This is a genomic window from Olivibacter sp. 47, assembly GCF_030372825.1.
In the GTDB taxonomy this organism is placed as follows: Bacteria; Bacteroidota; Bacteroidia; order Sphingobacteriales; family Sphingobacteriaceae; genus Olivibacter; species Olivibacter oleidegradans.
In genome coordinates this window covers 3,106,485-3,128,333 of sequence record NZ_JAUCNR010000001.1, presented here as the reverse complement: position 1 = coordinate 3,128,333, position 21,849 = coordinate 3,106,485, and the positions used below count along the sequence as shown (strand labels likewise).

The 21,849-nt window shown below is 39.6% G+C and carries 20 protein-coding genes and 3 tRNA genes; 11 read left to right on the top strand and 12 right to left on the bottom strand.

Annotated features, from left to right (window positions below):
* Window positions 1-36: 36 nt before the first annotated feature.
* The 3 genes from QT327_RS13585 to QT327_RS13575 all read right to left on the bottom strand — a co-directional run bounded on the left by QT327_RS13585 (window position 37) and on the right by QT327_RS13575 (window position 2,465).
* A complete protein-coding gene (locus QT327_RS13585) occupies window positions 37-591 on the bottom strand; it encodes a NifU family protein (RefSeq protein ID WP_289553072.1) in 555 nt (184 codons plus the stop codon).
* A 94-nt stretch (window positions 592-685) separates the two neighbouring features.
* Window positions 686-2,023: an adenylosuccinate lyase gene (gene purB / locus QT327_RS13580; protein WP_130856026.1), complete on the bottom strand. Its 1,338-nt coding sequence runs from the start codon at window positions 2,021-2,023 to the stop codon at window positions 686-688.
* Window positions 2,024-2,204: 181 nt separating this feature from the next.
* Complete coding sequence (locus QT327_RS13575; RefSeq protein WP_242627185.1) at window positions 2,205-2,465, bottom strand: hypothetical protein; 261 nt, start codon at window positions 2,463-2,465, stop codon at window positions 2,205-2,207.
* Window positions 2,466-2,777: 312 nt separating this feature from the next.
* Here QT327_RS13575 and QT327_RS28250 point away from each other — a divergent pair, with 312 nt between their 5' ends.
* The 7 genes from QT327_RS28250 (at window position 2,778) to QT327_RS13545 (ending at window position 10,412) form a co-directional block, all read left to right on the top strand.
* A complete protein-coding gene (locus QT327_RS28250; RefSeq protein ID WP_354004775.1) occupies window positions 2,778-3,059 on the top strand; it encodes an RNA polymerase sigma factor in 282 nt (93 codons plus the stop codon).
* On the top strand, window positions 3,020-3,337 hold the full coding sequence (locus QT327_RS28245; protein ID WP_354004774.1) for a sigma-70 family RNA polymerase sigma factor: 318 nt from the start codon (window positions 3,020-3,022) through the stop codon (window positions 3,335-3,337). The genes QT327_RS28250 and QT327_RS28245 overlap by 40 nt, the downstream gene beginning before the upstream one ends.
* Before the next feature lie 104 nt (window positions 3,338-3,441).
* On the top strand, window positions 3,442-4,434 hold the full coding sequence (locus QT327_RS13565) for a S1C family serine protease (protein ID WP_289553071.1): 993 nt from the start codon (window positions 3,442-3,444) through the stop codon (window positions 4,432-4,434).
* 98 nt (window positions 4,435-4,532) lie between these two features.
* A complete protein-coding gene (locus QT327_RS13560; RefSeq protein ID WP_289553070.1) occupies window positions 4,533-4,847 on the top strand; it encodes a class I SAM-dependent methyltransferase in 315 nt (104 codons plus the stop codon).
* Window positions 4,747-5,298 carry a methyltransferase domain-containing protein gene (locus QT327_RS13555; protein WP_354004773.1) on the top strand — a complete coding sequence of 184 codons (552 nt, stop codon included), beginning with the start codon at window positions 4,747-4,749 and terminating at the stop codon, window positions 5,296-5,298. Before QT327_RS13560 ends, QT327_RS13555 begins: the two co-directional genes overlap by 101 nt.
* A 96-nt stretch (window positions 5,299-5,394) precedes the next feature.
* Complete coding sequence (locus QT327_RS13550; RefSeq protein WP_289553067.1) at window positions 5,395-8,667, top strand: S41 family peptidase; 3,273 nt, start codon at window positions 5,395-5,397, stop codon at window positions 8,665-8,667.
* Between the two features lie 107 nt (window positions 8,668-8,774).
* Window positions 8,775-10,412 (top strand): amidohydrolase, encoded by a 1,638-nt coding sequence (locus QT327_RS13545; protein WP_130856031.1) that lies wholly within the window; start codon window positions 8,775-8,777, stop codon window positions 10,410-10,412.
* Between the two features lie 82 nt (window positions 10,413-10,494).
* Here the strand turns inward: QT327_RS13545 and QT327_RS13540 are convergent.
* From QT327_RS13540 to QT327_RS13530, 3 genes are all read right to left on the bottom strand, one after another.
* Window positions 10,495-10,570 (bottom strand) — tRNA-Lys (locus QT327_RS13540).
* A 318-nt stretch (window positions 10,571-10,888) separates the two neighbouring features.
* Window positions 10,889-10,961: transfer RNA gene (locus tag QT327_RS13535), tRNA-Lys, on the bottom strand.
* Between the two features lie 133 nt (window positions 10,962-11,094).
* The gene (locus QT327_RS13530; protein WP_013666810.1) at window positions 11,095-12,066 is read right to left on the bottom strand and encodes an NAD(P)H-quinone oxidoreductase; all 972 of its coding nucleotides are present in this window, start codon (window positions 12,064-12,066) and stop codon (window positions 11,095-11,097) included.
* 839 nt (window positions 12,067-12,905) lie between these two features.
* On the opposite strand from QT327_RS13530, the gene QT327_RS13525 reads away from it, so the two are divergent.
* A complete protein-coding gene (locus QT327_RS13525) occupies window positions 12,906-13,814 on the top strand; it encodes an arginase family protein (protein WP_130857697.1) in 909 nt (302 codons plus the stop codon).
* A 119-nt stretch (window positions 13,815-13,933) separates the two neighbouring features.
* Here QT327_RS13525 and QT327_RS13520 read toward each other — a convergent pair.
* Both QT327_RS13520 and QT327_RS13515 read right to left on the bottom strand, forming a co-directional pair.
* Window positions 13,934-14,009 (bottom strand) — tRNA-Lys (locus QT327_RS13520).
* Window positions 14,010-14,070: 61 nt separating this feature from the next.
* Complete coding sequence (locus QT327_RS13515; RefSeq protein ID WP_013666808.1) at window positions 14,071-14,712, bottom strand: response regulator; 642 nt, start codon at window positions 14,710-14,712, stop codon at window positions 14,071-14,073.
* Window positions 14,713-14,854: 142 nt separating this feature from the next.
* Between QT327_RS13515 and QT327_RS13510 the strand changes: the two genes are divergently transcribed.
* Together QT327_RS13510 and QT327_RS13505 are read left to right on the top strand one after the other, a co-directional pair.
* On the top strand, window positions 14,855-15,901 hold the full coding sequence (locus QT327_RS13510; RefSeq protein ID WP_130857698.1) for an RluA family pseudouridine synthase: 1,047 nt from the start codon (window positions 14,855-14,857) through the stop codon (window positions 15,899-15,901).
* Window positions 15,902-15,943: 42 nt separating this feature from the next.
* Entirely contained in the window at window positions 15,944-16,810 is an 867-nt protein-coding gene (locus QT327_RS13505) for an aminotransferase class IV (RefSeq protein WP_013666806.1), read from the top strand.
* A gap of 65 nt (window positions 16,811-16,875) precedes the next feature.
* Here the strand turns inward: QT327_RS13505 and fmt are convergent, their stop codons facing one another.
* Entirely contained in the window at window positions 16,876-17,802 is a 927-nt protein-coding gene (fmt, locus tag QT327_RS13500; protein ID WP_130857699.1) for a methionyl-tRNA formyltransferase, read from the bottom strand.
* 74 nt (window positions 17,803-17,876) lie between these two features.
* Between fmt and QT327_RS13495 the strand changes: the two genes are divergently transcribed.
* Complete coding sequence (locus tag QT327_RS13495; protein ID WP_130857700.1) at window positions 17,877-19,097, top strand: ABC transporter permease; 1,221 nt, start codon at window positions 17,877-17,879, stop codon at window positions 19,095-19,097.
* A gap of 4 nt (window positions 19,098-19,101) precedes the next feature.
* Here QT327_RS13495 and mazG read toward each other — a convergent pair whose 3' ends face one another.
* Genes mazG through QT327_RS13480 form a run of 3 tightly spaced genes read right to left on the bottom strand, consistent with a single transcriptional unit; the run spans window position 19,102 to window position 21,685 of the window.
* On the bottom strand, window positions 19,102-19,905 hold the full coding sequence (mazG, locus tag QT327_RS13490) for a nucleoside triphosphate pyrophosphohydrolase (RefSeq protein ID WP_013666803.1): 804 nt from the start codon (window positions 19,903-19,905) through the stop codon (window positions 19,102-19,104).
* Window positions 19,906-19,907: 2 nt separating this feature from the next.
* On the bottom strand, window positions 19,908-20,237 hold the full coding sequence (locus QT327_RS13485; RefSeq protein WP_289553066.1) for a M24 family metallopeptidase C-terminal domain-containing protein: 330 nt from the start codon (window positions 20,235-20,237) through the stop codon (window positions 19,908-19,910).
* 20 nt (window positions 20,238-20,257) lie between these two features.
* Window positions 20,258-21,685 carry an aminopeptidase P family N-terminal domain-containing protein gene (locus QT327_RS13480; protein ID WP_289553064.1) on the bottom strand — a complete coding sequence of 476 codons (1,428 nt, stop codon included), beginning with the start codon at window positions 21,683-21,685 and terminating at the stop codon, window positions 20,258-20,260.
* Window positions 21,686-21,849 lie beyond the last annotated feature (164 nt).

Genomic DNA, 21,849 nt, shown 5'->3' with positions numbered 1-21,849 from the left:
CCGGGCTCTTCTCTTGAATTTCTATTTATTATTATATTACATAGCTTCCGCCACAACCTCTTGAACCTCAGGAACCATTCGCTTTAACAACCCTTCTATACCTGCTTTTAGCGTAATTGTTGAAGATGGGCACCCGCTACATGAACCGCGTAATTCAACTGTTACCACGCCTTCATCAAAAGATTTATAAGCAATAGCACCACCATCTTGTTCAACAGCAGGACGGACATAATCGTGTAATACTTGCTGAATTTTCTTTTCAGTTTCACTGCCTTCGAAAGCCACATTCTCATCACGCTCTACCTCATGTATTAGCAATTCAGATTCTACCGCGCCCTTTACGAAATCTTTCAATATGGGCAGGATGTCTTCCCATTCACTATCTCCGGATTTTGTAATAGTGACAAAATTACTGGCAAAGAAAACACCATTAACAAAATTAAATTTAAAGAGCTCCCGTGCGAAGGGAGAACTTTGGGCTTTCTCCTTATCAGGAAAATCTAAACTCCCATTATACAACAACTTATTTACCAGAAACTTCATAGTTGCCGGATTGGGGGTACTCTCTGTATATACGTTGATCGTGGCCATTTTTATTTATATTAATTACACAAAGCTAACAAAAATATAACGGACAAGAAGTCAACTGCACGTCATAGTTAATATAGCGATGCGATACCTCTCCCTAAACCCCGGTATAGTTCCAGGGTGTAATGGCCTTGAGCTCCTCTTTAAGCGGATCAGCGATATTCAGATTATTGATAAAAGCGGCTATTGATTCCTGATTAATTGCTTCGTTTGTCCGCGTTAAATCCTTCAATGCTTCATAGGGCTTGGGGTATCCTTCTCTTCTCAATATTGTTTGTATAGCCTCCGCTACAACAGCCCAATTTTTTTCCAGATCGGCCCGAAGCGCGTCTTCGTTCAATATGAGTTTTTTGAGTCCTCGCATAATGGACTTGAAGGCAATGAGTGTATGGCCAAAAGGAACACCTATGTTTCTCAACACAGTCGAATCTGTTAAATCGCGCTGCAACCTGGAAATAGGCAGCTTAGCAGCTAAATGCTCAAACAAGGCGTTGGCTAGACCTAAGTTACCTTCTGCATTTTCGAAATCTATAGGATTGACTTTATGTGGCATAGCGGAAGATCCGATCTGTCCGGCAATAATCTGCTGTTTAAAGTAATCCATGGAAATGTAAGTCCAGATATCTCTACACAAATCAATTAAAATATTGTTTACCCGCTTTAAAGCGTCACAATGTGCCGCAAAGTTATCATAATGTTCAATTTGGGTTGTTTTTTGCGACCTATGGAGACCTAAAATATCGTTTACCAGGTGATTACCAAAGGCAACCCAGTCAATGTCTGGATAAGCGATATGATGTGCATTGAAATTTCCGGTAGCCCCCCCAAATTTAGCTGAGAAGGGAATCGCCTTAAGTTGATTTAGCTGTCCCTCTAATCGTTCAACAAATACGGCTAGCTCTTTACCTAAACGAGTCGGCGAAGCGGGCTGCCCATGTGTCTTTGCCAGCATAGGTATGGCTTTCCATTGCTTGGCCATAGCGTCAAGTTCGCTGATAAGTACGTGAATACCCGGATAATATACTTTGTTTAAGGCTTCCTTCCAGGAATAGGGAATGGCTGTGTTGTTAATGTCCTGTGACGTCAATCCAAAATGAATAAATTCTTTCGAATCTGTCAACCCGATTGCCTCAAACTTTTCTTTGATGAAATACTCAACGGCTTTCACATCGTGATTAGTTGTCTTCTCCAGATCCTTAATACGTTGTGCGTCGTTCTCAGAAAAGTCCTCATATATGGTCCGCAGAGCCGCTTTATTCGGTAAAGCACTTAATTGGGATATACCGGTTTCAGCAAGTGCGATAAAATATTCAATTTCTACAAATACACGATATTTTATTAAAGCGGCCTCCGAAAAAAAAGAAGCTAAATCTTTTGTTGCACTGTGATAACGACCATCTATCGGTGAAACTGCTGTAAGTGGAGATAAACTCATGTCAATGAAATATGTCGGGTTAAAAGCGCAAAGTTAAAAAAATATTGCATTTGTCCATTTTCTCCCATCAGAGAATGAGATCAATTTTAGAAACAATGCCACGGAGGGGACCCGTACCATTTTACAAAAAAAAAGCGTTTCCGCTCATGAACGGAAACGCTTTTTACTATTTCAGTTTTAATTACTGAGCTTCTTTAACTGTAGTATCAGCAGTTACAGTAGTATCTGTAGTGATAACAGTTGTATCTGGCTCGCTAGGAGTAACAACAGTAGTAGTATCAGTTGTTTCTTCAGTAGCAGATCCTTCGCCAGAGTTTGAGTTACAAGCAGCAACAGTTAAAGTTAAAGCTAAACCTAAAAAACCGAATTTGAATAAATTTTTCATTGTTAATTTTCTTTTCTGATTAAATAAAAATTGTTTATTTACCTCTTTATACCGCATATGTTGAAAGGTCAACCAATTAAAATTTTTAAAAAAATTTTCGTTCTTTTTTGCGGCTGCAAAGATGGAGATATTTTAGAAAAATACAAATAGAATTTGCTGACTGATCAAACTTCATTTACTGTTTACTTTTATTTCCCTAGTTTCTGTACTTTTGCCTCTTTGCAACTGAAACAAACAGGCGATAATAAAATCGTCGGGGGAACAGTTATAAAAAAGACAGACCTTATTTAAGCACCGTTTTTAATTTCAAAACGTGCTAAAAAAAACACGAATGGGTGGGTTACTATTTGCATTTTAACGTATTAACTAGTGAGTAAAGAAAGAAAACATACACCATCTGACGATAACGAAATACTTGCAGGGGTTTTAGAAGGGGACACCAACATTTTGGATAGTTTATATAAGGCTAATTTCCCGATGATTGCTCGATTGATTATCAATAACGGTGGTGATATTGACGACGCAAAGGACATATTCCAAGAAAGCATTATTATTTTATATGATAAACTCTGTGGCGGCGACTTTGCACTTAATAGCAAACTCAAAACGTTTTGTATTCTGTCTGCAGAAATCTTTGGCTTAAAAAGCTAACAAAAAAAGGGATTTATACCCGCATCGACGATTTTGAAGAAAAGATTCTTGTAGAAGACGACATCGACACACATAAAGAACGAGACCGGCAATTTTCCATGATGGAAGATGCCTTGAAAAAGCTGGGCGAGCCCTGCAAAACAATAATAGAAGATTTTTATATACGAAATTTAACAATGCAAGATATCTGTGAAAAGTTTGGTTACACGAATACGGATAATGCAAAGAATCAAAAATATAAATGTCTGCAACGTTTAAAGAAACTTTATTTTGGTTAACATTTTACAACAATGAAAAGTGAACGAGATTTTCTAGACCAGTCGGAAGCCTACTTAAGAGGTGAAATGAATGCCCTGGAAAAAAGGTATTCGAAGACCATCTTGTGAATGATCCTGAAGCTCGTAGAAAATTTGACGAGCACGAAATATTTATTGGAAACATGAAGAGTTACGGAGCTAGGACCGATTTACGACATAAGCTCGAGGCCATTCATGAAACAATTAATATAGAAGAAGTGGTTCCAAAAAAGCCACTCATTATACGCTTATGGGATAAATATAAGATCAATTCCCTTGTGGCCGCGTCGGTTGCACTTCTTGCTGTTTTCACTACCTTATGGCTTACCGGCTTTTATTCAAAAGACAACACATCCCAATATATTGCTTTGCGACGCGATATGAATAGCATTCGACAAAATGTTAAAGCCCAAAATGCACTGATTAAGGATATTAACAAAGGCAAGAACGACGCCGGTACTCCCAGTCATTATGGAGCCACCGGTTTTGCTCTTTCTTCCAATGGCTACGTTATGACAACGTATCACGTAATTAAAGATGCTGATTCTGTTTACTTGCAGAATTATACAGGCAACTCATACAAAGCAAAGGTCATATATACGGATCCCACATACGATATTGCAGTGCTGGAAATTATAGACAAAGACTTTAAAGAAGTAGGGAATTTACCCTATACTTTTAAACAAAACGCAGCTGATATAGGAGAGGACGTTTATACGATTGGTTTTCCGAGAGAAGAAGCAGTATACGGAAGGGGTTATTTAAGCAGTAATACGGGATATAGTGGCGATACCATTGCTTATCAGGTTTCCATTCCCGTTAACCCAGGTAACAGCGGGGGACCTGTATTGGATAATCGGGGCAATATAATCGGCGTTATTAACAGTAAACAAACGGAGACTGATGGAGCCGCTTTTGCCATCAAATCGAACTATGTTTTGGAAGCGTTGGCGTCAATTCCCGAGGATAGTCTGGAGAAAAAGCTAACATTAAATAAAAAGAACACCCTCGCCAATTTGAGCCGCACGGAACAGATCAAAAAGGTACAGGAATATATCTATATGATTAAAGTATATTAATAGACGACACCGAATAAAACAAAAATGGCTTCCCCCCTGTGGTGGGGAAGCCATTTTTGTTTTATTTTCAGTATATTAGGAACCTAGATCAAAATCATATGACTCAAGCGCATCGGAATATTGACCGTTTTAACTTTCGAGCCGATAACTATGATAAATATCGTCCAGGTTATCCGCAAGGTCTTCTGGATTTCATATATAAACATAATTCCCTAAATGAACAAAGTGTTATTGCTGAGTTGGGGGCAGGAACCGGCATCTTAACAGAAGAACTAGTAAAATGGCCTTGTAGCATCATTGCGATTGAACCTAATGATGAAATGCGCGAAAAAGCGATCCAAACTTTACAAAGAGTTAAAAAATTGTGTAATAAAGGACGCAACCGCCGAAGAAACCGGTCTGGCAGACCATAGTATTGATCTCATAATCTGTGCGCAATCATTTCATTGGTTCGACGCGATGAAAGCAAAAAGAGAATTTGAGCGAATATTAAAAAATCAGGGAAAAGCAGCAATTATATGGAATATCCGTAGCGCAGAAACGACTTTTGAAAAAGAATATGAAGAATTCATTTTGGAGTTTTCAATAGATTATAAAGAGGTTAAGAATAGAGAAACACGAGGAAATAACCTTAAAAATTTCTTTCTGCCTAATAGCATGGAAGAACATCTATTTATATACGATACTTACCTGACATTCGAACAGTTATTGGGCAGAACACTTTCTTACTCCTATATGCCTAATGAAGGCCATAAAAGAACACCCGAAATGAAGACTCGATTACGGGTCTTGTTCGACAAATATGCTACCAATCAAATTATAAGCCTCTCGTACAAAACTAAATTGTTTATGGGTATGCTTTAATTTTACATCAAAAACGTTACAAAGTTGCGTTTTTCCCGTTCGATGTTTTGACAATTTTCTCTAAGTTTGTGATATTATTAATCAATAAAAAATCACATGAAGAAACGTTTAATCAATCTAAAATTTCTATTAGCCGTATTTTTTTTCCTGAGCTATTCATATCAAAGCCAGGCCCAATCAGAGGCTTTATGGCTCCGGTATCCAGCCATATCACCGGACGGCAAAACTATTGTTTTTGGATATCAAGGTAATTTATACCGTGTAAGCGCCAGTGGGGGAGCAGCCACCGCCCTTACAGTCGGAAGCTCACACAGTATGATGCCCGTATGGAGTCGTGATGGTCAGTTTATAGCTTTCGCAAATGACCGAAATGGTAATTTCGACATCTATGTAATGCCGGCAAGCGGCGGAAAGTCAACACGACTTACCTATAATAGCGCAAATGATTACCCATACGACTTTAGTATCGATAATAAGGAGGTGATATTTGGAAGTGCCAGGCAAGCACCCGCCGAAAGTACGCGTTTTCCAAGCTTGCGACTGTTTCAAAATCTATACCGGGTGGCTATCAATGGGGGCCGACCGCTACTTGTGAGTGCTGCCGGCATCGAAAATGCCCACTTTAATCAAGATGGCAGCTTATTGGTTTTCCAAGACAGAAAGGGTTACGAAGACCCTTGGAGAAAACATCACAATTCTTCCGTAACGCGTGATATATGGCTATATAATTTAAAAACCAATACATACGAGGCCTTAACTAATGAGGAAATCGAACACCGCGAACCGGTTTTCAGCCATGACGGACAATTTGTTTATTATCTAAATGAGAAGGATGGAACCCTAAATCTCTATAAGAAGGGAATTCGATTACGTATTGCGGATCAACAACTAACACATTTCACAAAAAACCCGGTTCGCCATTTGAGTATTTCAAATGACAATACGCTAGCCTTTACACAGGACGGCTCTATCTATACACTAAAGGAAGGGGGTGAACCAAAAAAGCTAACCGTAGTCATCGCAGTTGATAATGGAAATGCTTTAGCGAGCAATGTGCCATTAAACGGGCAAATTAGTCAGTTTGAGTTAAGTCCTGACGGTAAACAAATCGCTTATGTGAGTAGAGGAGAGCTATTTGTTACAAGTGTTGAAGGCGACTTTACAAAACGAATTACTAATACGGCCGATCAAGAACGAATGGTAAAATGGTCGCCGGATGGAAAAACGTTAATCTACGCCGCTGAACGAGGCAGAAATGGTTGGGGTATTTATCAAAGCGCCATTCTCAATCAAGAAGAATCCTATTTCTTTAATGCAACCGTTTTGAAAGAAGAGCCTCTTATTACCGGAAAAACAGACAATTTTGCTCCTAAGTTCTCACCTGACGGTAAGTCTGTGGCTTATATCGAAGAAAGAAACGTATTGAAGGTATATAATATCAATACTAAAAAAACGGTCGAGTTGCTCCCGAAGGGACACAACCACTCTTATGCCGATGGCGACTGGGGCTTCGAATGGAGTCCGGACAGCAAGTGGTTATTGGTCGATGATCAAAGAGGATACTTTTTTAATTCTAATGTAGCCTTGATAAAAGCGGATGGAACTGCTGAAATAAGACATCCGCTTCTTACTGGTTTTGGTGAAGAGGGGGCGCGTTGGCAGATGGAAGGAAAAATGCTCACCTGGCTAAGCAGTCGCTATGGAAGAAAATCCTTAGCCCTACAGGGCAGTCGCGAACTAGACGTTTTTGGTGTTTTCTTTAATCAAGAAGATTACGATCGATTTAAGTTAACTAAAGATGAATTCGACCTGTTGAAAGAAAAGGAAGAAAAGGCAAAAAAAGACGAGGCGACAAAAAACAATGATCAAAATACGTCCAAAAAGAAAAAAAATGAAAAGGGTGAAAAAGAGGAGGAAAAAACGCTAAAGATAAATTTTGATAATTTACGTGATCGAGAAGTTAGGTTAACCATCAACAGCTCATCCATCAGTGATTACGCATTAACCAAAGATGGAAGTAAATTATTCTATCTGGCATCTTTTGAAAAGGGCTACGATTTGTGGTTAACAGAACCGAGGACAAATCAAACAAAAATTTTGGCTAAATTATCAGGTTCCCCTAGCGGCATTGAAATGAGCAAGGATGAAAAAACCTTATTCGTAGTAAATCGTGGCGCACTGGTAAAAGTTGATGCCGCAAGCGGCAAGATTACACCACTCAACAGTAAAGGAGAGCTTGAACTGAATGCCGCTGCCGAACGTGAGTACATCTTCAATCATGCTTGGCTGCAAGTGAAAAAGAAGTTTTATGACCCTAATTTGCATGGAATCGATTGGGATGGCTATTATCAAACCTATGCTAGATTTTTACCGCATATAAATAACAATTTTGATTTCCAGGAACTTTTAAGCGAATTATTAGGAGAACTTAACGCATCCCACACGGGAGGGCGCTTTTCTCCTCGATATACCAATCCGGATATTACGGCATCTTTAGGTTTACTCTATGATGAAACCTATACCGGTAAAGGGTTGAAAGTGGCAGACGTAATCCCGGGTGGTCCGGTAGCCAACGCCAAGTCGAAAATTGAAAAAGGAACGATTATACTGGAAATAGATGGCAACACCATTGATGATAACGTCGACTGGGCAAAGTTCTTAAATCGTAAAGTTGGCCAATATGTAAGCATTCGCGGTAAGAATGGAGCAGGTGGTGTATTCAACGAAACGATTAAACCAATAAGCACAGCTGATGAAATTCCACTTATGTATAAACGCTGGGTTAACGGACGAAAAGCGTATGTTAACAAAATAAGTAACAGAAAGATTGGTTATGTACATGTTGAAGGTATGAATGACGCAAGCTTTAGGGAGGTTTATGACCGCGTCATGGGAGAGAACTTAGATAAGGATGCACTTATAGTTGATACGCGTTTTAATGGTGGAGGATGGCTACATGACGACCTCAATACGTTTTTAAGCGGCAAAGAATACCTGAAATTTGCCCCACAGGGGAATACCTTAAAAGGTGGCGAACCGAGAAGTCGCTGGAACAAACCGAGTGCTGTTGTAATGAGCGAGGGAAATTATAGCGATGCTTTTATCTTTCCTTATATCTATAAACAAAATGGTTTAGGTAAATTGATCGGCATGCCCGTTCCGGGTACAGGAACAGCCGTCTGGTGGGAAACTCAAATTGATCCAACATTGATATTTGGGATACCTATGATTGCTACGATCGGAAAGGAAAATCGCCCTACCGAAAATCTTCAGGTTGAACCGGACATTCGGGTTCCCTTACCTTACGAGGCTTTTCTAAAAGGCGAGGATCCACAGTTGGAAAGAGCGGTAAAAGAGCTCCTTCATTAGTTTATTTATTCTTTAAAACTACCATAAGCTCCTTTTATGGAGGCTGTATAAGACTTCCGCGCGATAATCGCCGGAAGTCTTATATTTATATACACTTTTTTCAGATTATGAAAACGCTTATCTCTTTGCTATTAAGCTTATCTTGCTTATCTCTTTTTATAGGTTGCAAGGAAAAAGAACGGGTTGACCTCATTCTTCACCATGCTACTGTTTATACAGTAGATAGCACCTTTTCGCTCCAGCAAGCTTTTGCAGTAAAAAATGGAAAATTTCTGGATATCGGTTCAAATGAATCCATTTTGGACAAATACGAGAGCGAGCATATGGTCGATGCGAAAAATCATCCTGTTTATCCTGGACTTTACGATGCTCATTGCCATTTCTTTGCTTTGGCTCGCGGACTACATCAGGTCAACCTGGTTGGTGCAAGTTCCATGAAAGAAGTAATTGAAAGGGTAAAGAACTTTCAGGCAAAATTTCCAAATGACGCTTGGATTTTAGGACATGGTTGGGACCAAAATCTATGGAGCGACAAAAGTTTCCCTAATAATAAGGAGTTGAATGCCGCTTTCCCGAAGATCCCGGTTTATTTAAGCAGAATTGACGGTCATGCGGCCTTAGCCAATGACGCAGCTCTCCAATTAGCGCATATTCCGCTTCATGGGCAACCCACAGGCGGTTTAATTGTAAAAGCGGGAAATACCCCAACAGGTATTCTTATTGACAACGCAATGGATTTAGTGCAACAGAAAATACCACCACCTTCTGAATTGCGATTAACGGAATTCTTATTGGAAGCGGAGAGGGCCTGTTTCTCCGTTGGATTAACAAGCCTGGCCGACGCTGGCTTGTCAATTGAAGAAATCGATTTACTAAAAAAACTGTATAAACAAAACAAATTAAAGATAGGGGAGTACGCAATGGCAATGCTCAATACAGGCACCTTTAAAGAGCTAGTAAAAGCAGGTGTGTATGATCGAGGGCAGTTGACGGTTCGTTCCTTTAAAATTGTGGCAGATGGCGCGTTGGGGTCTAGAGGGGCTTGCTTATTGCAACCGTATAGCGATGCTTCAACAGAGCAAGGTTTTTTACTTCTAAAACCTACTACGTTGGATACTATAATCCGTGAATTGGCACAAAGTAATTTCCAAGTTAATGTGCACGCTATAGGGGATTCGACCAATCGCTTTATTCTTCACACTTTCAATAAATATTTAAGCGAGAATAATAAAAAGCGTTGGCGCATTGAACACGCTCAAATTGTTCAACCCAATGATTATCGACTGTTTACAACTGCTAATCTTATCCCTTCCGTGCAACCAAGCCACGCTACCTCGGATATGCATTGGGCAAAAGACCGATTAGGAAACGATAGAATACAATATGCTTACGCGTATAAACAGTTATTACAAGCCGCAGGTAGTTTAGCTTTGGGAAGTGATTTCCCCGTAGAAGACATCAATCCGCTGTATCAATTCCATGCCGCAGTAGCACGGACCGATAAAAACGGTAAACCCGTCGGTGGATTCCAAATCGAAAATGCCCTGACAAGAGAAGAAGCATTGAAAGGCTTAACGCGATGGGCAGCCTATGCTTGTTTTCAGGATGAGAAAAAAGGAAGTATAGAGAAGGGAAAGCAAGCAGATTTTATCCAGCTAGAGAAAGACATCATGCAGATTCCCTTAAACGAAATAAGAAATACCAAAGTGCAGCAAACCTGGGTAGCGGGGAAAAGGGTTTATTAGAATAGGTGCTTCCTTCGAACCCACTCAACCCCTCTGTTCGAGCCCCAGCTTAATGACAAAAGCCCCAACTTTCGTTGAGGCTTGGTGATCCCGCTGGGACTCGAACCCAGGACCCATACATTAAAAGTGTATTGCTCTACCAGCTGAGCTACGGAATCCTATTCATATTTAATTTCTCACTAAAATTAAATATCATTAACTCTTATTTTTCAGAATTTTATTTTATTTCTGAACTGTTAACGGGTGCAAAGGTATGTTTTTTATCCATACACGCCAAATTTTAAAACAAAAAAATAGCATTTTTCAATTATTCACTAAGTATCAGTTTGTTATTTTTTAATCATGTAAACGTGTAATGGAGCCAAGCCGGTCAAGCTTTTGTTTAGCCCACATTCCGGACATTAATTCGCTCAAGAGGCCTTCGGCGTTCGAACTCCCGCTTAACGACAAAAGCCCCAACTTTTGTTGAGGCTTTGTGATCCCGCTGGGACTCGAACCCAGGACCCATACATTAAAAGTGTATTGCTCTACCAGCTGAGCTACGGAATCTTCCTTTATTCGAAACCTACCAGGTTTCTTTGAAAGAGCTGCAAAGGTATAATCTTTACCATTATAATGCAAGACAAATTCTATCTTTTAACGATATTTATCTGCAAAATACTGTATTTCAATCAGAAAAAAATCAATCTATTCTCAATACTATTTTTCCTATATGCCTTCCTTCTTCCATTAAATCATGAGCTCTCCAAGCTTCCGCCAATGGAAATACAGCATGAATCAGCGGTCTGAAAAAACCGGAATGCATCAGCGGCCAAACATTGTTTAGTATGTCCGCCGTCAACATAGCCTTAAAATGTTTATCTCTACTACGTAAAGTACTACCGGTAACGCTGATTCTTTTATGCATAATTTCCATGATATCCAGCTCAACCAAGGAACCATTCATGGCATTGATATATACTAAGCGCCCATCATGGTTCAAAATACTGATATTCTTCCTGAAATAGGATCCACCTACCATATCTAATATAACATCTATTTTTTCCTTTGCAAAAACCTTTTCAAATTCGTAAATCCGGTAATTGATACAAACGTCAGCCCCCAGGTCAAGACAGGCTTTACATTTCTCCTCCGAACCAGCGGTGGCGTACACTTTCGCCCCAATGCTTTTTGCAAGTTGAATCGCCGTAATACCGATACCACTCGAACCACCATGCACAAGAAAATGTTCGTTTTTTTTCAGTGCTCCGCGGCGAAAAACATTATCCCACACCGTATAAATGGTTTCCGGAAGGCTCGCAGCTTCAACAAAACTCAAACCTGTAGGGATGGGCAAACAATGACCTGCATTGGCAACCGCTTTCTCCGCATAACCACCTCCGGCAATCAATGCACATACATGATCTCCAATCTGCCATTGAGCTACCTCGGCACCTATTTGTTCAATAACGCCTGCAATTTCTAAGCCCGGTATATCACTTGCAACGCCTTCAGGAGCTGAGTACTTCCCCTTGCGCTGAAATATATCCGGTCGATTTACCCCGGCTGCCGCCACCTTAATAAGTACTTCATCGGGTTTTATTAATGGATCAGGCTTATCATGTAGTTTTAGAACGTTTGGTGCACCATATTCAGTAATCGAAATTGCTTTCATGTTTATTTTTCTTTCTAGCTTAAGTTCAACGTTTGTGCCATCAAATTGTTTATAAATTCACGCTAACGCTCCTTGAATGAAAAAGATTTGTCTGAGGGCCTTTTTTGTATTTCTTCTCATTAAAACAAGATCCTTTTAACCAAACCATACAAAACAAAACAAAAACAGGAATTAATCACAAAAATTAACAGAAAAATCAATCAAAAAACCATAAAAATATCAATATAGACATGAATATATCATAATATTTTATAAAAATTGAAATAAATACACAAAAACAAAGAAAAAAAAGGAAGCATATAATACAGTAAACTTCCTATTTATTAGTTTATGACTTAAAATATTTTAAAATGTTATATTTTAAATATTGGTATAAAAAAAACGCCAATAAAAAAATATCAAAACATTAAAACATCATAAAATAATATTATAGCAATTTTTAAATAAAAAACATCTAAAAAAAATACGATAAAAATCTATTATGAAAAAATAAAAGACAAAAAACAAACGAATATTCACAACAAAAAATAAAAAAATTACAAAAAAATATTTTGATAATTGATTTTTTTACTATATTTGCATCAACAAAACGATATAAAATAAAAAAATATCATTTTGTTTGTCATATTGCCCCTCAGTTTAATATAGGTTTATAATTGGTTAGCAGAATAGCCCCTTTCCCAGAGGGGCTATTTCTTTTAGTATAGATTTATGGCATTTATTTTTTGTTATTTCCACAAAAGCTTCTCTTTATTAAAAAACCACACCAAAAGACATTGAAAAATAGACCTTGATCTGTGAGATGATCTGGAACAAATTTTGCACATAATATCCCGTATATGGGCACACAAAACCTCGACATACAGATCCTAGCGGCACCTTCTATATTAGGGCTCCGTACAAATGGCGTGCAAGATTTGCCAGCCGCCCTGTTGAAAGCTGGCCTCGGCTGGCAGCTACAGCAAGAACATCCTGTACTACACCTTGCTACCCTCAATGCGCAGTACAGCGACAAAAGAGATCCTGACACTCGTTGTCTTAATCCAGTATCAATTCGCAATTTCTCTATCAAACTCGGAAAAGCCGTTGATTTACTGCTTGACAAAGGCCGCTTCCCGCTGATATTGGGCGGTGATTGCAGCATTCTTCTAGGTATCATGTCTGGCCTCAAAGTCCGCGGTAAATATGGGCTGATCTTTATCGATGCGCATGCAGACTTCTACGAACCCGAAAAGTCGGTGACCGGCGAAGTGGCCGATATGGATCTAGCAATTGTTACCGGTCGCGGACCGGACATACTCACCAACATTAACAACATAAAACCCTATGTAGAGGATGGCCACGTGATTCATATCGGTCAGCGGGATTGGGAAGAGACAAAAAAATATGGCTCGCAGGATATTCGCGATACCACCATCACTCGCTATGATCTGGAAAACATAGAAAAAGAGGGGATAGAACAAGTTGCAGCTGCTGTAATAACAAACCTTGACTCCTCCCTAGATGGCTATTGGATGCATTTTGATACGGATGTACTAGCCGATGAGCTAAACCCTGCAGTAGAATATCATTTGCCCGGCGGACTTGATTTTGAGCAGTCAGAATATTTTATTAACCAACTTTTATGCACCGGAAGAATCATAGGTTTTGATATCACCATCTTCAACCCCCGCTTCGACACCAACGGACAGATTGCCCAAAACATCAGTGATACCATCGTCCGCGCCTTTCGTTCCATTAAACGATAAATACGGGGAAAAGCATTTACTTAATACCGTGGCTTTGCAGTCCAAATTAGAAGCATTACAATCTAATCTGCCCTTATAAACAGAAAAAGCCATTTTTTCTAGAAAAATGGCTTCCCCTGTGGTGACCCCGGAGAGATTCGAACTCTCGACCCACTGATTAAGAGTCAGTTGCTCTACCAACTGAGCTACGGAGTCGTTATACTTTTCTTATTGGGAGCCCAAAGTTAGACTTTTTCTCAAAAAAAAGAACATTTTTTTATAATAATCTTTGCTGAAGCGCCTCTTTGATCAACTCTGCCACATTTTTTACTTCGAATTTTTGCAGCAAATTCCGCCTATGTGTTTCCACGGTTAAAGGGCTAAGAAAGAGTGTTTCAGCCATATTAGCCGTTGTCTTTCCTTCAGCGATCATAGACAGAATCTGTTTCTCCCTTTTCGTAAGCTGCGGAGGGCCTTTAAGTTCATTTAGAGTGGGTTTGGCAATAATTTCATTTACTTCCCTGCTAAAAGCGATTTCACCTTTATAGGCCGCCTTAATCGCATGAACGAGGTCGTCAACCGATACATTTTTCAACAAATAACCACTTGCTCCATTTTGCAGCATCTTCATAACAAAACTTCGTTCGGCATGATTACTCAGCGCTAACACAGAGACATTTGGAGCTTTAATCTTGATCTCTTTACACCAATCGATACCACTACCGTCCGGTAACATGACATCTAACAGCACAACATCCACTTCATGACCGGTTAAAAACGCCATAAACTCTGCGCCACTTATAAAGCAGTCGACAACTTCAATCTCGCTATGATTTGTCAAGAGCGTTTTAAGACCCTCGATAACGATCTGGTGGTCATCCACGATGGCTAACCGGATATTGCTATTAAGATATGACATGAATGTTCTATTCGTTTAATGCCTGTTGGATACAACCGCTAAAATGCAAAGAAATTTCCTTAAAGTAAAAGAAAAAGTCTGAACGGAAAGCTTATTTTTATCAGACTACTTATGAAAACTAAATAATATTTACTTTTGCACCATGGCAGAAGAAGTAGAAGCATTCGACATAGAAGATAACGGCGAACAGGATTTATTTGAACATTTACGGATAGTGGTCGATAAGGGCCAAACGCTGTTGCGCATAGACAAGTTCCTTATGCACCGTGTTGAAAATGCTTCTAGAAACAGGGTGCAAAATGCCATTGAAGCAGAGAATGTCTTGGTTAATAATAGACCGGTTAAATCCAGTTACAAAGTAAAACCTGGCGATCTAATAACAGTTGTATTACCTCATCCGCCAAGAGATACTGAAATTTACCCGGAAAATATTCCCTTAGATATTCGATATGAAGATGATGATCTGCTAATCGTAAATAAACCAGCGGGGATGGTGGTTCATCCAGGTTACAATAATTACACAGGGACACTGGTGAATGCGTTGGTTTATCACTTTAATCAATTACCTCAGCTACCAGGTAACGATGGCCGACCGGGGCTGGTGCACCGGATAGACAAAGACACCAGCGGTTTATTGGTCATTGCTAAAAACGAGTGGACGATCACAAATCTCGCCAAGCAATTTTTTGACCATACCATTCAGCGTAAGTATTTAGCATTAGTTTGGGGCGACCTTCAAGAGAACGGTACAGTTTCCGGATATATTGGCCGAAGCCTTAAAGATCGTCGTGTAATGTCGGTTTACGAAAATGAAGATAAAGGTAAGTGGTCCGTCACGCATTATAGGGTTCTTGAGCGTCTAGGCTATGTCACACTCATCGAGTGCCAACTGGAAACCGGCAGAACACATCAGATCCGGGCGCATATGCAGTCCATTGGCCACCCCTTATTTAATGATACACTTTATGGCGGTGATAAAATTTTAAAAGGAACTGTTTTTACTAAGTACAAACAATTTGTAGACAACTGCTTCTCCATCTTACCCCGTCAAGCCCTACATGCAAAAAGCTTAGGGTTTACACATCCTAAAAGTAAAGAACTCATGCACTTTGAAAGTGATTTACCGGATGACTTCGCCATATGCTTAGATAAATGGAAATCCTACGTGCAGTACGAACGAAGCAAGTAATTTTTTACAGAATTTTTTCCCTTTTTTTCGTTAAATTAAACAATGAACGATAGATATATAAATCATAACGGAAGTTTGATGCTGGAAAATCAGCCCGCTATACAAAGTAGCAATAGAAGTTTAAGATATGGAGACGGAATTTTTGAAACCATGCGTTGGACAGATGGCGATATTCGTTTTCTTCAGTACCATGTTGAGCGACTTCAAGCCAGTATGGAACTTCTCCATTTAGAAGGTTTTGCAAAATTTGACACCTATTTTATCCGTGAAAAGGCGGCAGAGCTGGTTAGAAAAAATAAACTGGGGGCAGATGCTAGAATTCGGTTAAACGTCTACCGGGCAGGAGCAGGTCTCTACAGCCCTGAAACGAACAAAGCAAATTATCTTTTGGAAGCAAATCCGCTTGATCATGATGGATATCGGCTAAATAAAACAGGGGTAATCATCGATGTCTATCGAGAGCATAAAAAGTCGATTAACAGCCTCTCTCATCTGAAGAGCAATAATGCACTTATTTATATATTGGCCGGTATAGAGCGAAAACGCTTAGGTTGTGATGATATTCTTATCCTAAATAATGACGGGTTTCTCTGCGAATCGCTGAGTTCTAACATCTTCGTTTGGTATAACAAAACATTATATACACCGGCTTTAAGCGAAGGTTGTATCGCAGGTGTTATGCGTAAAGTTGTCATCGAAATGGCTAATGAGTACGGCATCGAAGTGGTTGAGGCACAAATAAGCCCTGAGATACTGCATGAGGCCGACGAAATGTTCTTAACGAATGCAATACATGGTATTTATTGGGTGATGGGATACAAAAAGAAAAGGTACTTCAACCATCTATCCAAAAGTTTACAAGAAAAATTGGGGAAATGGCAACTTGCCTCCGATTTAAATGAAGAGTAACGGTCATGAATTTAGAGAGCAGCGTAATTTTAGTCATTACTGCTCTCTATAAAATTCCGAGATAATCACTCAAATCGCGCGCCTCTTAAAAATTCTTCGACGGACATCTTTTTCTTTCCCTCTAATTGAAGTTGGAGTACATCTAAGTAACCATCTCGTGTGGTAAATCGTAAGTAATGCTTACCGTCGGTCACGATGCTGCCAGGTTCCTTTTCCGGTGGTACGGGTCCCTTCAATGGACGACAAGCGAAAATCTTTAAAGTTTTACCCTGAAATACCGTAAAAGCAGCAGGGTAGGGACTCAGTCCCCTAATAAAATTATACACCTCCTCAACCGGCCTTTCCCATTGTATTTTACAGTCATCTTTAAAAATCTTTGGAGCATGCTTTAATTTCTGTTCATCGGCAATACTTGCTTGTGGTATTTCGTGATGTTTGTCCTCCTTAATAAGTTGCACCGTTTTAACCAATAATTCAGCTCCCACATACATTAATTTATCGTGTATGTCGCCGGCAGTGTCATCCGCTTCAATGGACACGCGTTCACTCAATAAAATATTACCTGTATCTATCTCATGTTGTAAAAGAAAAGTAGTGACGCCTGTTTCTCGCTCTCCGTTCATCACTGCATGATTTATTGGTGCCGCACCCCGATATTGAGGAAGGAGAGAGGCATGCAGGTTTACCGTTCCCTTAGGAGGCATATTCCAGACAACTTCCGGTAACATTCTAAAAGCTACCACCACTTGTAAGTCCGCCTGATAAGCGGCTAAAGCATTGATAAAATCGGGGTCTTTTAATTTATCGGGCTGTAAAACAGGAATACCTCTTGATAAAGCAAATTTTTTAACTGCTGATTCTTGTACCTTTTGTCCCCTTCCTGCCGGTTTATCCGCTACCGTAACGACAGCTACCACATTTTCTCCTGCCTCCAACAGCGCTGACAAAGAAGCAACTGCAAATTCAGGAGTGCCCATAAATATAATTCGCATTATTTTTCTGTTTACGTTTCTTTAAAAACACTTCAATCTTTACCTTTGCTAAGGTACAAAATATATAGTCAGACTTGAATTTTCCCTTATACTTAGCAAATAGGATTTCCAAAAGCGGTGCACGCAAGTACTCTAGGCTAATCGTGAGAGTAGCAATAGCGGGTATCATGCTGGGACTAGCCGTAATGATACTAGCTATTGCCATTTTAAAGGGCTTCAAAGGAAGTATAATCGAAAAAGAAAGAGGCTTTAATGGCGATATTACTATTTATAAACACAACTTGAACAATTCATACGAAAGCTCACCCTTTAGCATACGAACCGACAGCCTGCTACTAATTAAAAAAATAGCCGGTGTTAAAGAGCTTAATGCGTTTGCTACTAAGCCGGGAATTATTAATGCTGAAGACGAAATAGAAGGCGTTGTGCTGAAAGGGATTGACAGCGCCTATAATCAGGAAAAGTTGCGCAAGATACTGGTTGAAGGAAACGTAATCAATTTTACGGATAGCATACCTGCGCAACAACAAATACTTATTTCGCGTTATACTGCTAATAGGCTTAAACTTAAACTCGGAGATGACTTTCTCATGTACTTTGTTCAAGAACCGTTGCGAAAAAGGAAGTTCACAATCGTGGGTATTTATAACTTAGGTGTTGAGGAAATTGATAAAACCTATGTAATTGGCGACCTATCACTCATAAGACGACTAAATAAATGGTCGGATAACGAAGTGGGCGGTTATGAAATCATGACAAGCCATTTCGGAAAAGTAGAAGAAATAAATCAGCGAATATTGGATGCTTTACCCATTCAGCTACTATCGGTCACTGTAGTCTCTCAATTTCCTGAAATTTTTGATTGGCTTGCGTTACTTGATATTAATTCGCAAATTATCCTTATCCTGATGATTTTAGTGGCCAGTATTAATATGATATCTGCCTTGCTAATTCTCATTCTCGAACGAACAAATATGATCGGGATATTGAAAGCACTAGGACTTACCAACCTATCTATTCGAAAAGTATTTCTCTATAATGCACTTCGTCTTATTGGTCTGGGACTTTTACTTGGAAATATATTGGGTATCGGTCTATGTGTTTTACAGTACTATACGCACTGGTTTAAATTGGATGAAAAGGATTACTATATTTCATATGTCCCCATCGACATTGGTATTCAAGAAATTATGCTACTCAATATCGGCACAACATTATTGTGTTTATTGGCCCTTTTAGTTCCATCCGGTTTAGTAAGCCGAATCACACCTATTAAGGCCATTAGATTTAAATAGACACCTATTGTTGTTTTGCCTCGTTCCAGTAGACATCCATTTCTGCCAAAGACATATCTTTTAAACTTTTTCCATCCTCCTGTGCCCTTTTTTCGAGATGGCTAAAGCGTTGTATAAATTTTTTATTCGTTTTTTCCAATGCATTTTCCGGATTAATACCTAAAAACCGAGCATAATTGATCAACGAAAACAAAAGATCACCAAATTCCTGTTCCGCCTTCTCTAAATCGACCGCTTCACTTTTCGTGATATCCAGTTCACTTTTAAATTCCGCTAATTCTTCCTCCACTTTTTCCCATACCTGACTTTTGTCCTCCCAGTCGAAGCCAACGCCTCTGGCTTTATCTTGAATTCGATAGGCTTTCACCAAAGCCGGCAGACTTTTCGGAACTCCTGCTAAAACCGATCGGTTTCCCTCTTTTAACTTCAGCTGTTCCCAATTACGTTTTACATCTTCTTCATCTGTTACTTCAATATCTCCATAAATATGTGGGTGTCTATTGATAAGTTTGTCGCATACACTGTTAAGGACATCTACAATATCAAAATCATTCGTTTCTTCAGCAATACGGGCATAAAACACCAGGTGCATCATCAGATCGCCCAATTCCTTCTTTATCTCCGGCAGGTCTTTATCCAAAATAGCGTCCGCTAATTCGTAGGTTTCTTCGATCGTTAAGTGCCTTAACGATTCCATGGTCTGTTTTCTGTCCCAAGGGCACTCTAAACGCAATGTATTTAAAACTTCCAGTAAACGTTCAAAGGCTCTGGCGGGCGTATCTTGTTTAACAGGCGCAGTATGTGGCATATTTAAATGATTTGTGTTTTATGGGCTAACCATTGCCGATGTTCTTCATCTAAATGGGGAGATAAGCGTTCATAAACCATGTTATTATATTGGTTTAACCAATCGACGTGCTTTTGATCCAACAGCGTTTTATCAACCAAACCCGTATCAATATAGCACAATGTCAACGTCTCAAAAGCCATAAATTCACCAAATTCAGTTTCCTGATCGCGGATACTTAAGACTAAATTTTCGATTCGTATACCATAACGACCCTCACGGTATAAACCAGGTTCTATGGAAGTAATCATTCCTTCCTCAATGGCAATATCTATATTGGCCGTATTGAACACATGTGGTCCTTCATGAACGTTTAGAAAAAACCAACGCCATGTCCGGTACCATGGCCATAATTTCTCAGTCTATCCCAAAGGGGCTTTCTAGTAATAGCATCTATTTGATACCCTTTGCTTCCTTTTGGAAAAATGGCAGTACTCCCTTCAATCATTGCTTTCAGCACCAATGTGTAGTCCATACGTTCAGCATCTGTTGTAGCTCCTAACGAGATCACCCGTGTAATATCGGTCGTTCCTGTTGTATATTGTCCGCCCGAGTCAATGAGTAACAGTCCTTCTCCTTTTAAGGAAGCATTACTCTCGTCCGTCGCTTTATAGTGGGGGAGCGCACCGTGTTCTTTGTAACCAGCGATGGTGTCAAAGCTCTCATTTACAAAGCCTTCTTGTTCTTTGCGAAATGTCAGCAATTTCTCAGCAATATTAATCTCAGTAAGTTCTTCTTTCCCAATTCTCCCTTCAAGCCACCTGAAAAATTTGGTAAGGGCAATGCCATCTTTAACCATCGTCTGCCTTGTATGTTCAGCTTCAATATCATTCTTAGATGCCTTTAGTTTTGTGCTGGGATTTAGCGCTTCGATAATACGTTCATATTGCGGAATCTGCGTATATACGGCATAACATGTCCGTTTGGGATCCAATAAAACAGTTTCACCGGCAGGCAATTGACTAAGCGCCTCTTCCAGTGTATCATATTCGGCAACCGCCACACCTTGTTCTTCGAGCCTTGTCTTATCGCTTTGGTCTAACTTGCTACGATCGATAAATAAAGTTGTTTTTATAGGTTCCAAAAGGGCGAAACCTAAAACCACCGGATTACATTTGACATCACTTCCCCGCAAATTAAAAATCCAAGCTATATCATCTAAAGATGAAACCAAGTGGTAACTGGCATTAAACTTTTGCATGGCCGCTCTTACTTTCGATATTTTCTCCGTAATAGTTGCACCAACAAGCTCTTTTTCAAGAATGTATGCTCTTTCTTTAGGCAGCTCGGGTCGGTCTTGCCAAATTTTATCTAACAGGTCAACGGTTCCATTGATCAAAATTTTGCGTGGCTGCAGTCGATTAATAAGTTGTTCAGCGATATAAACCGAGGCAAGCTTTCCATCAAATGCAACGGTATTCCCCGGTTCTAAACGTTCCGCAAGCCACTCAATATATTCGGCAGTACCCTGTGTTTTCAGCTTTACCAACTCAAATCCACTGCTTTTTAACTGTTCGTCGGCTTGTACAAAATAGCGCGAATCGGTCCATAAACCGGCAAAATCCTGGGTGATAACCAATGTCCCTGCCGAACCTGTAAAACCGGAAACAAAAGCGATGCATTTGAAGCGATCCGGAAGATATTCACTAATATGTGGGTCTGATGAAGGAATGATATAAGCATCTATTTGCTGCTCCGACATCTGTTTACGGATAGCGGACAGCTTCTCAAAATATGTCATAATACACGTAGATTTTGCGCAATTTACTAATTGTGGCACCATTACTAAAGCATTTTTTGAAAAATGACAAGATACACAGAACATGTGTAGCACTTGTTTCTCCAATACGTTATCAAGAAAGGATAAAGCTATTTTTATCAATTAAATTTTTATCTTTATCCTAA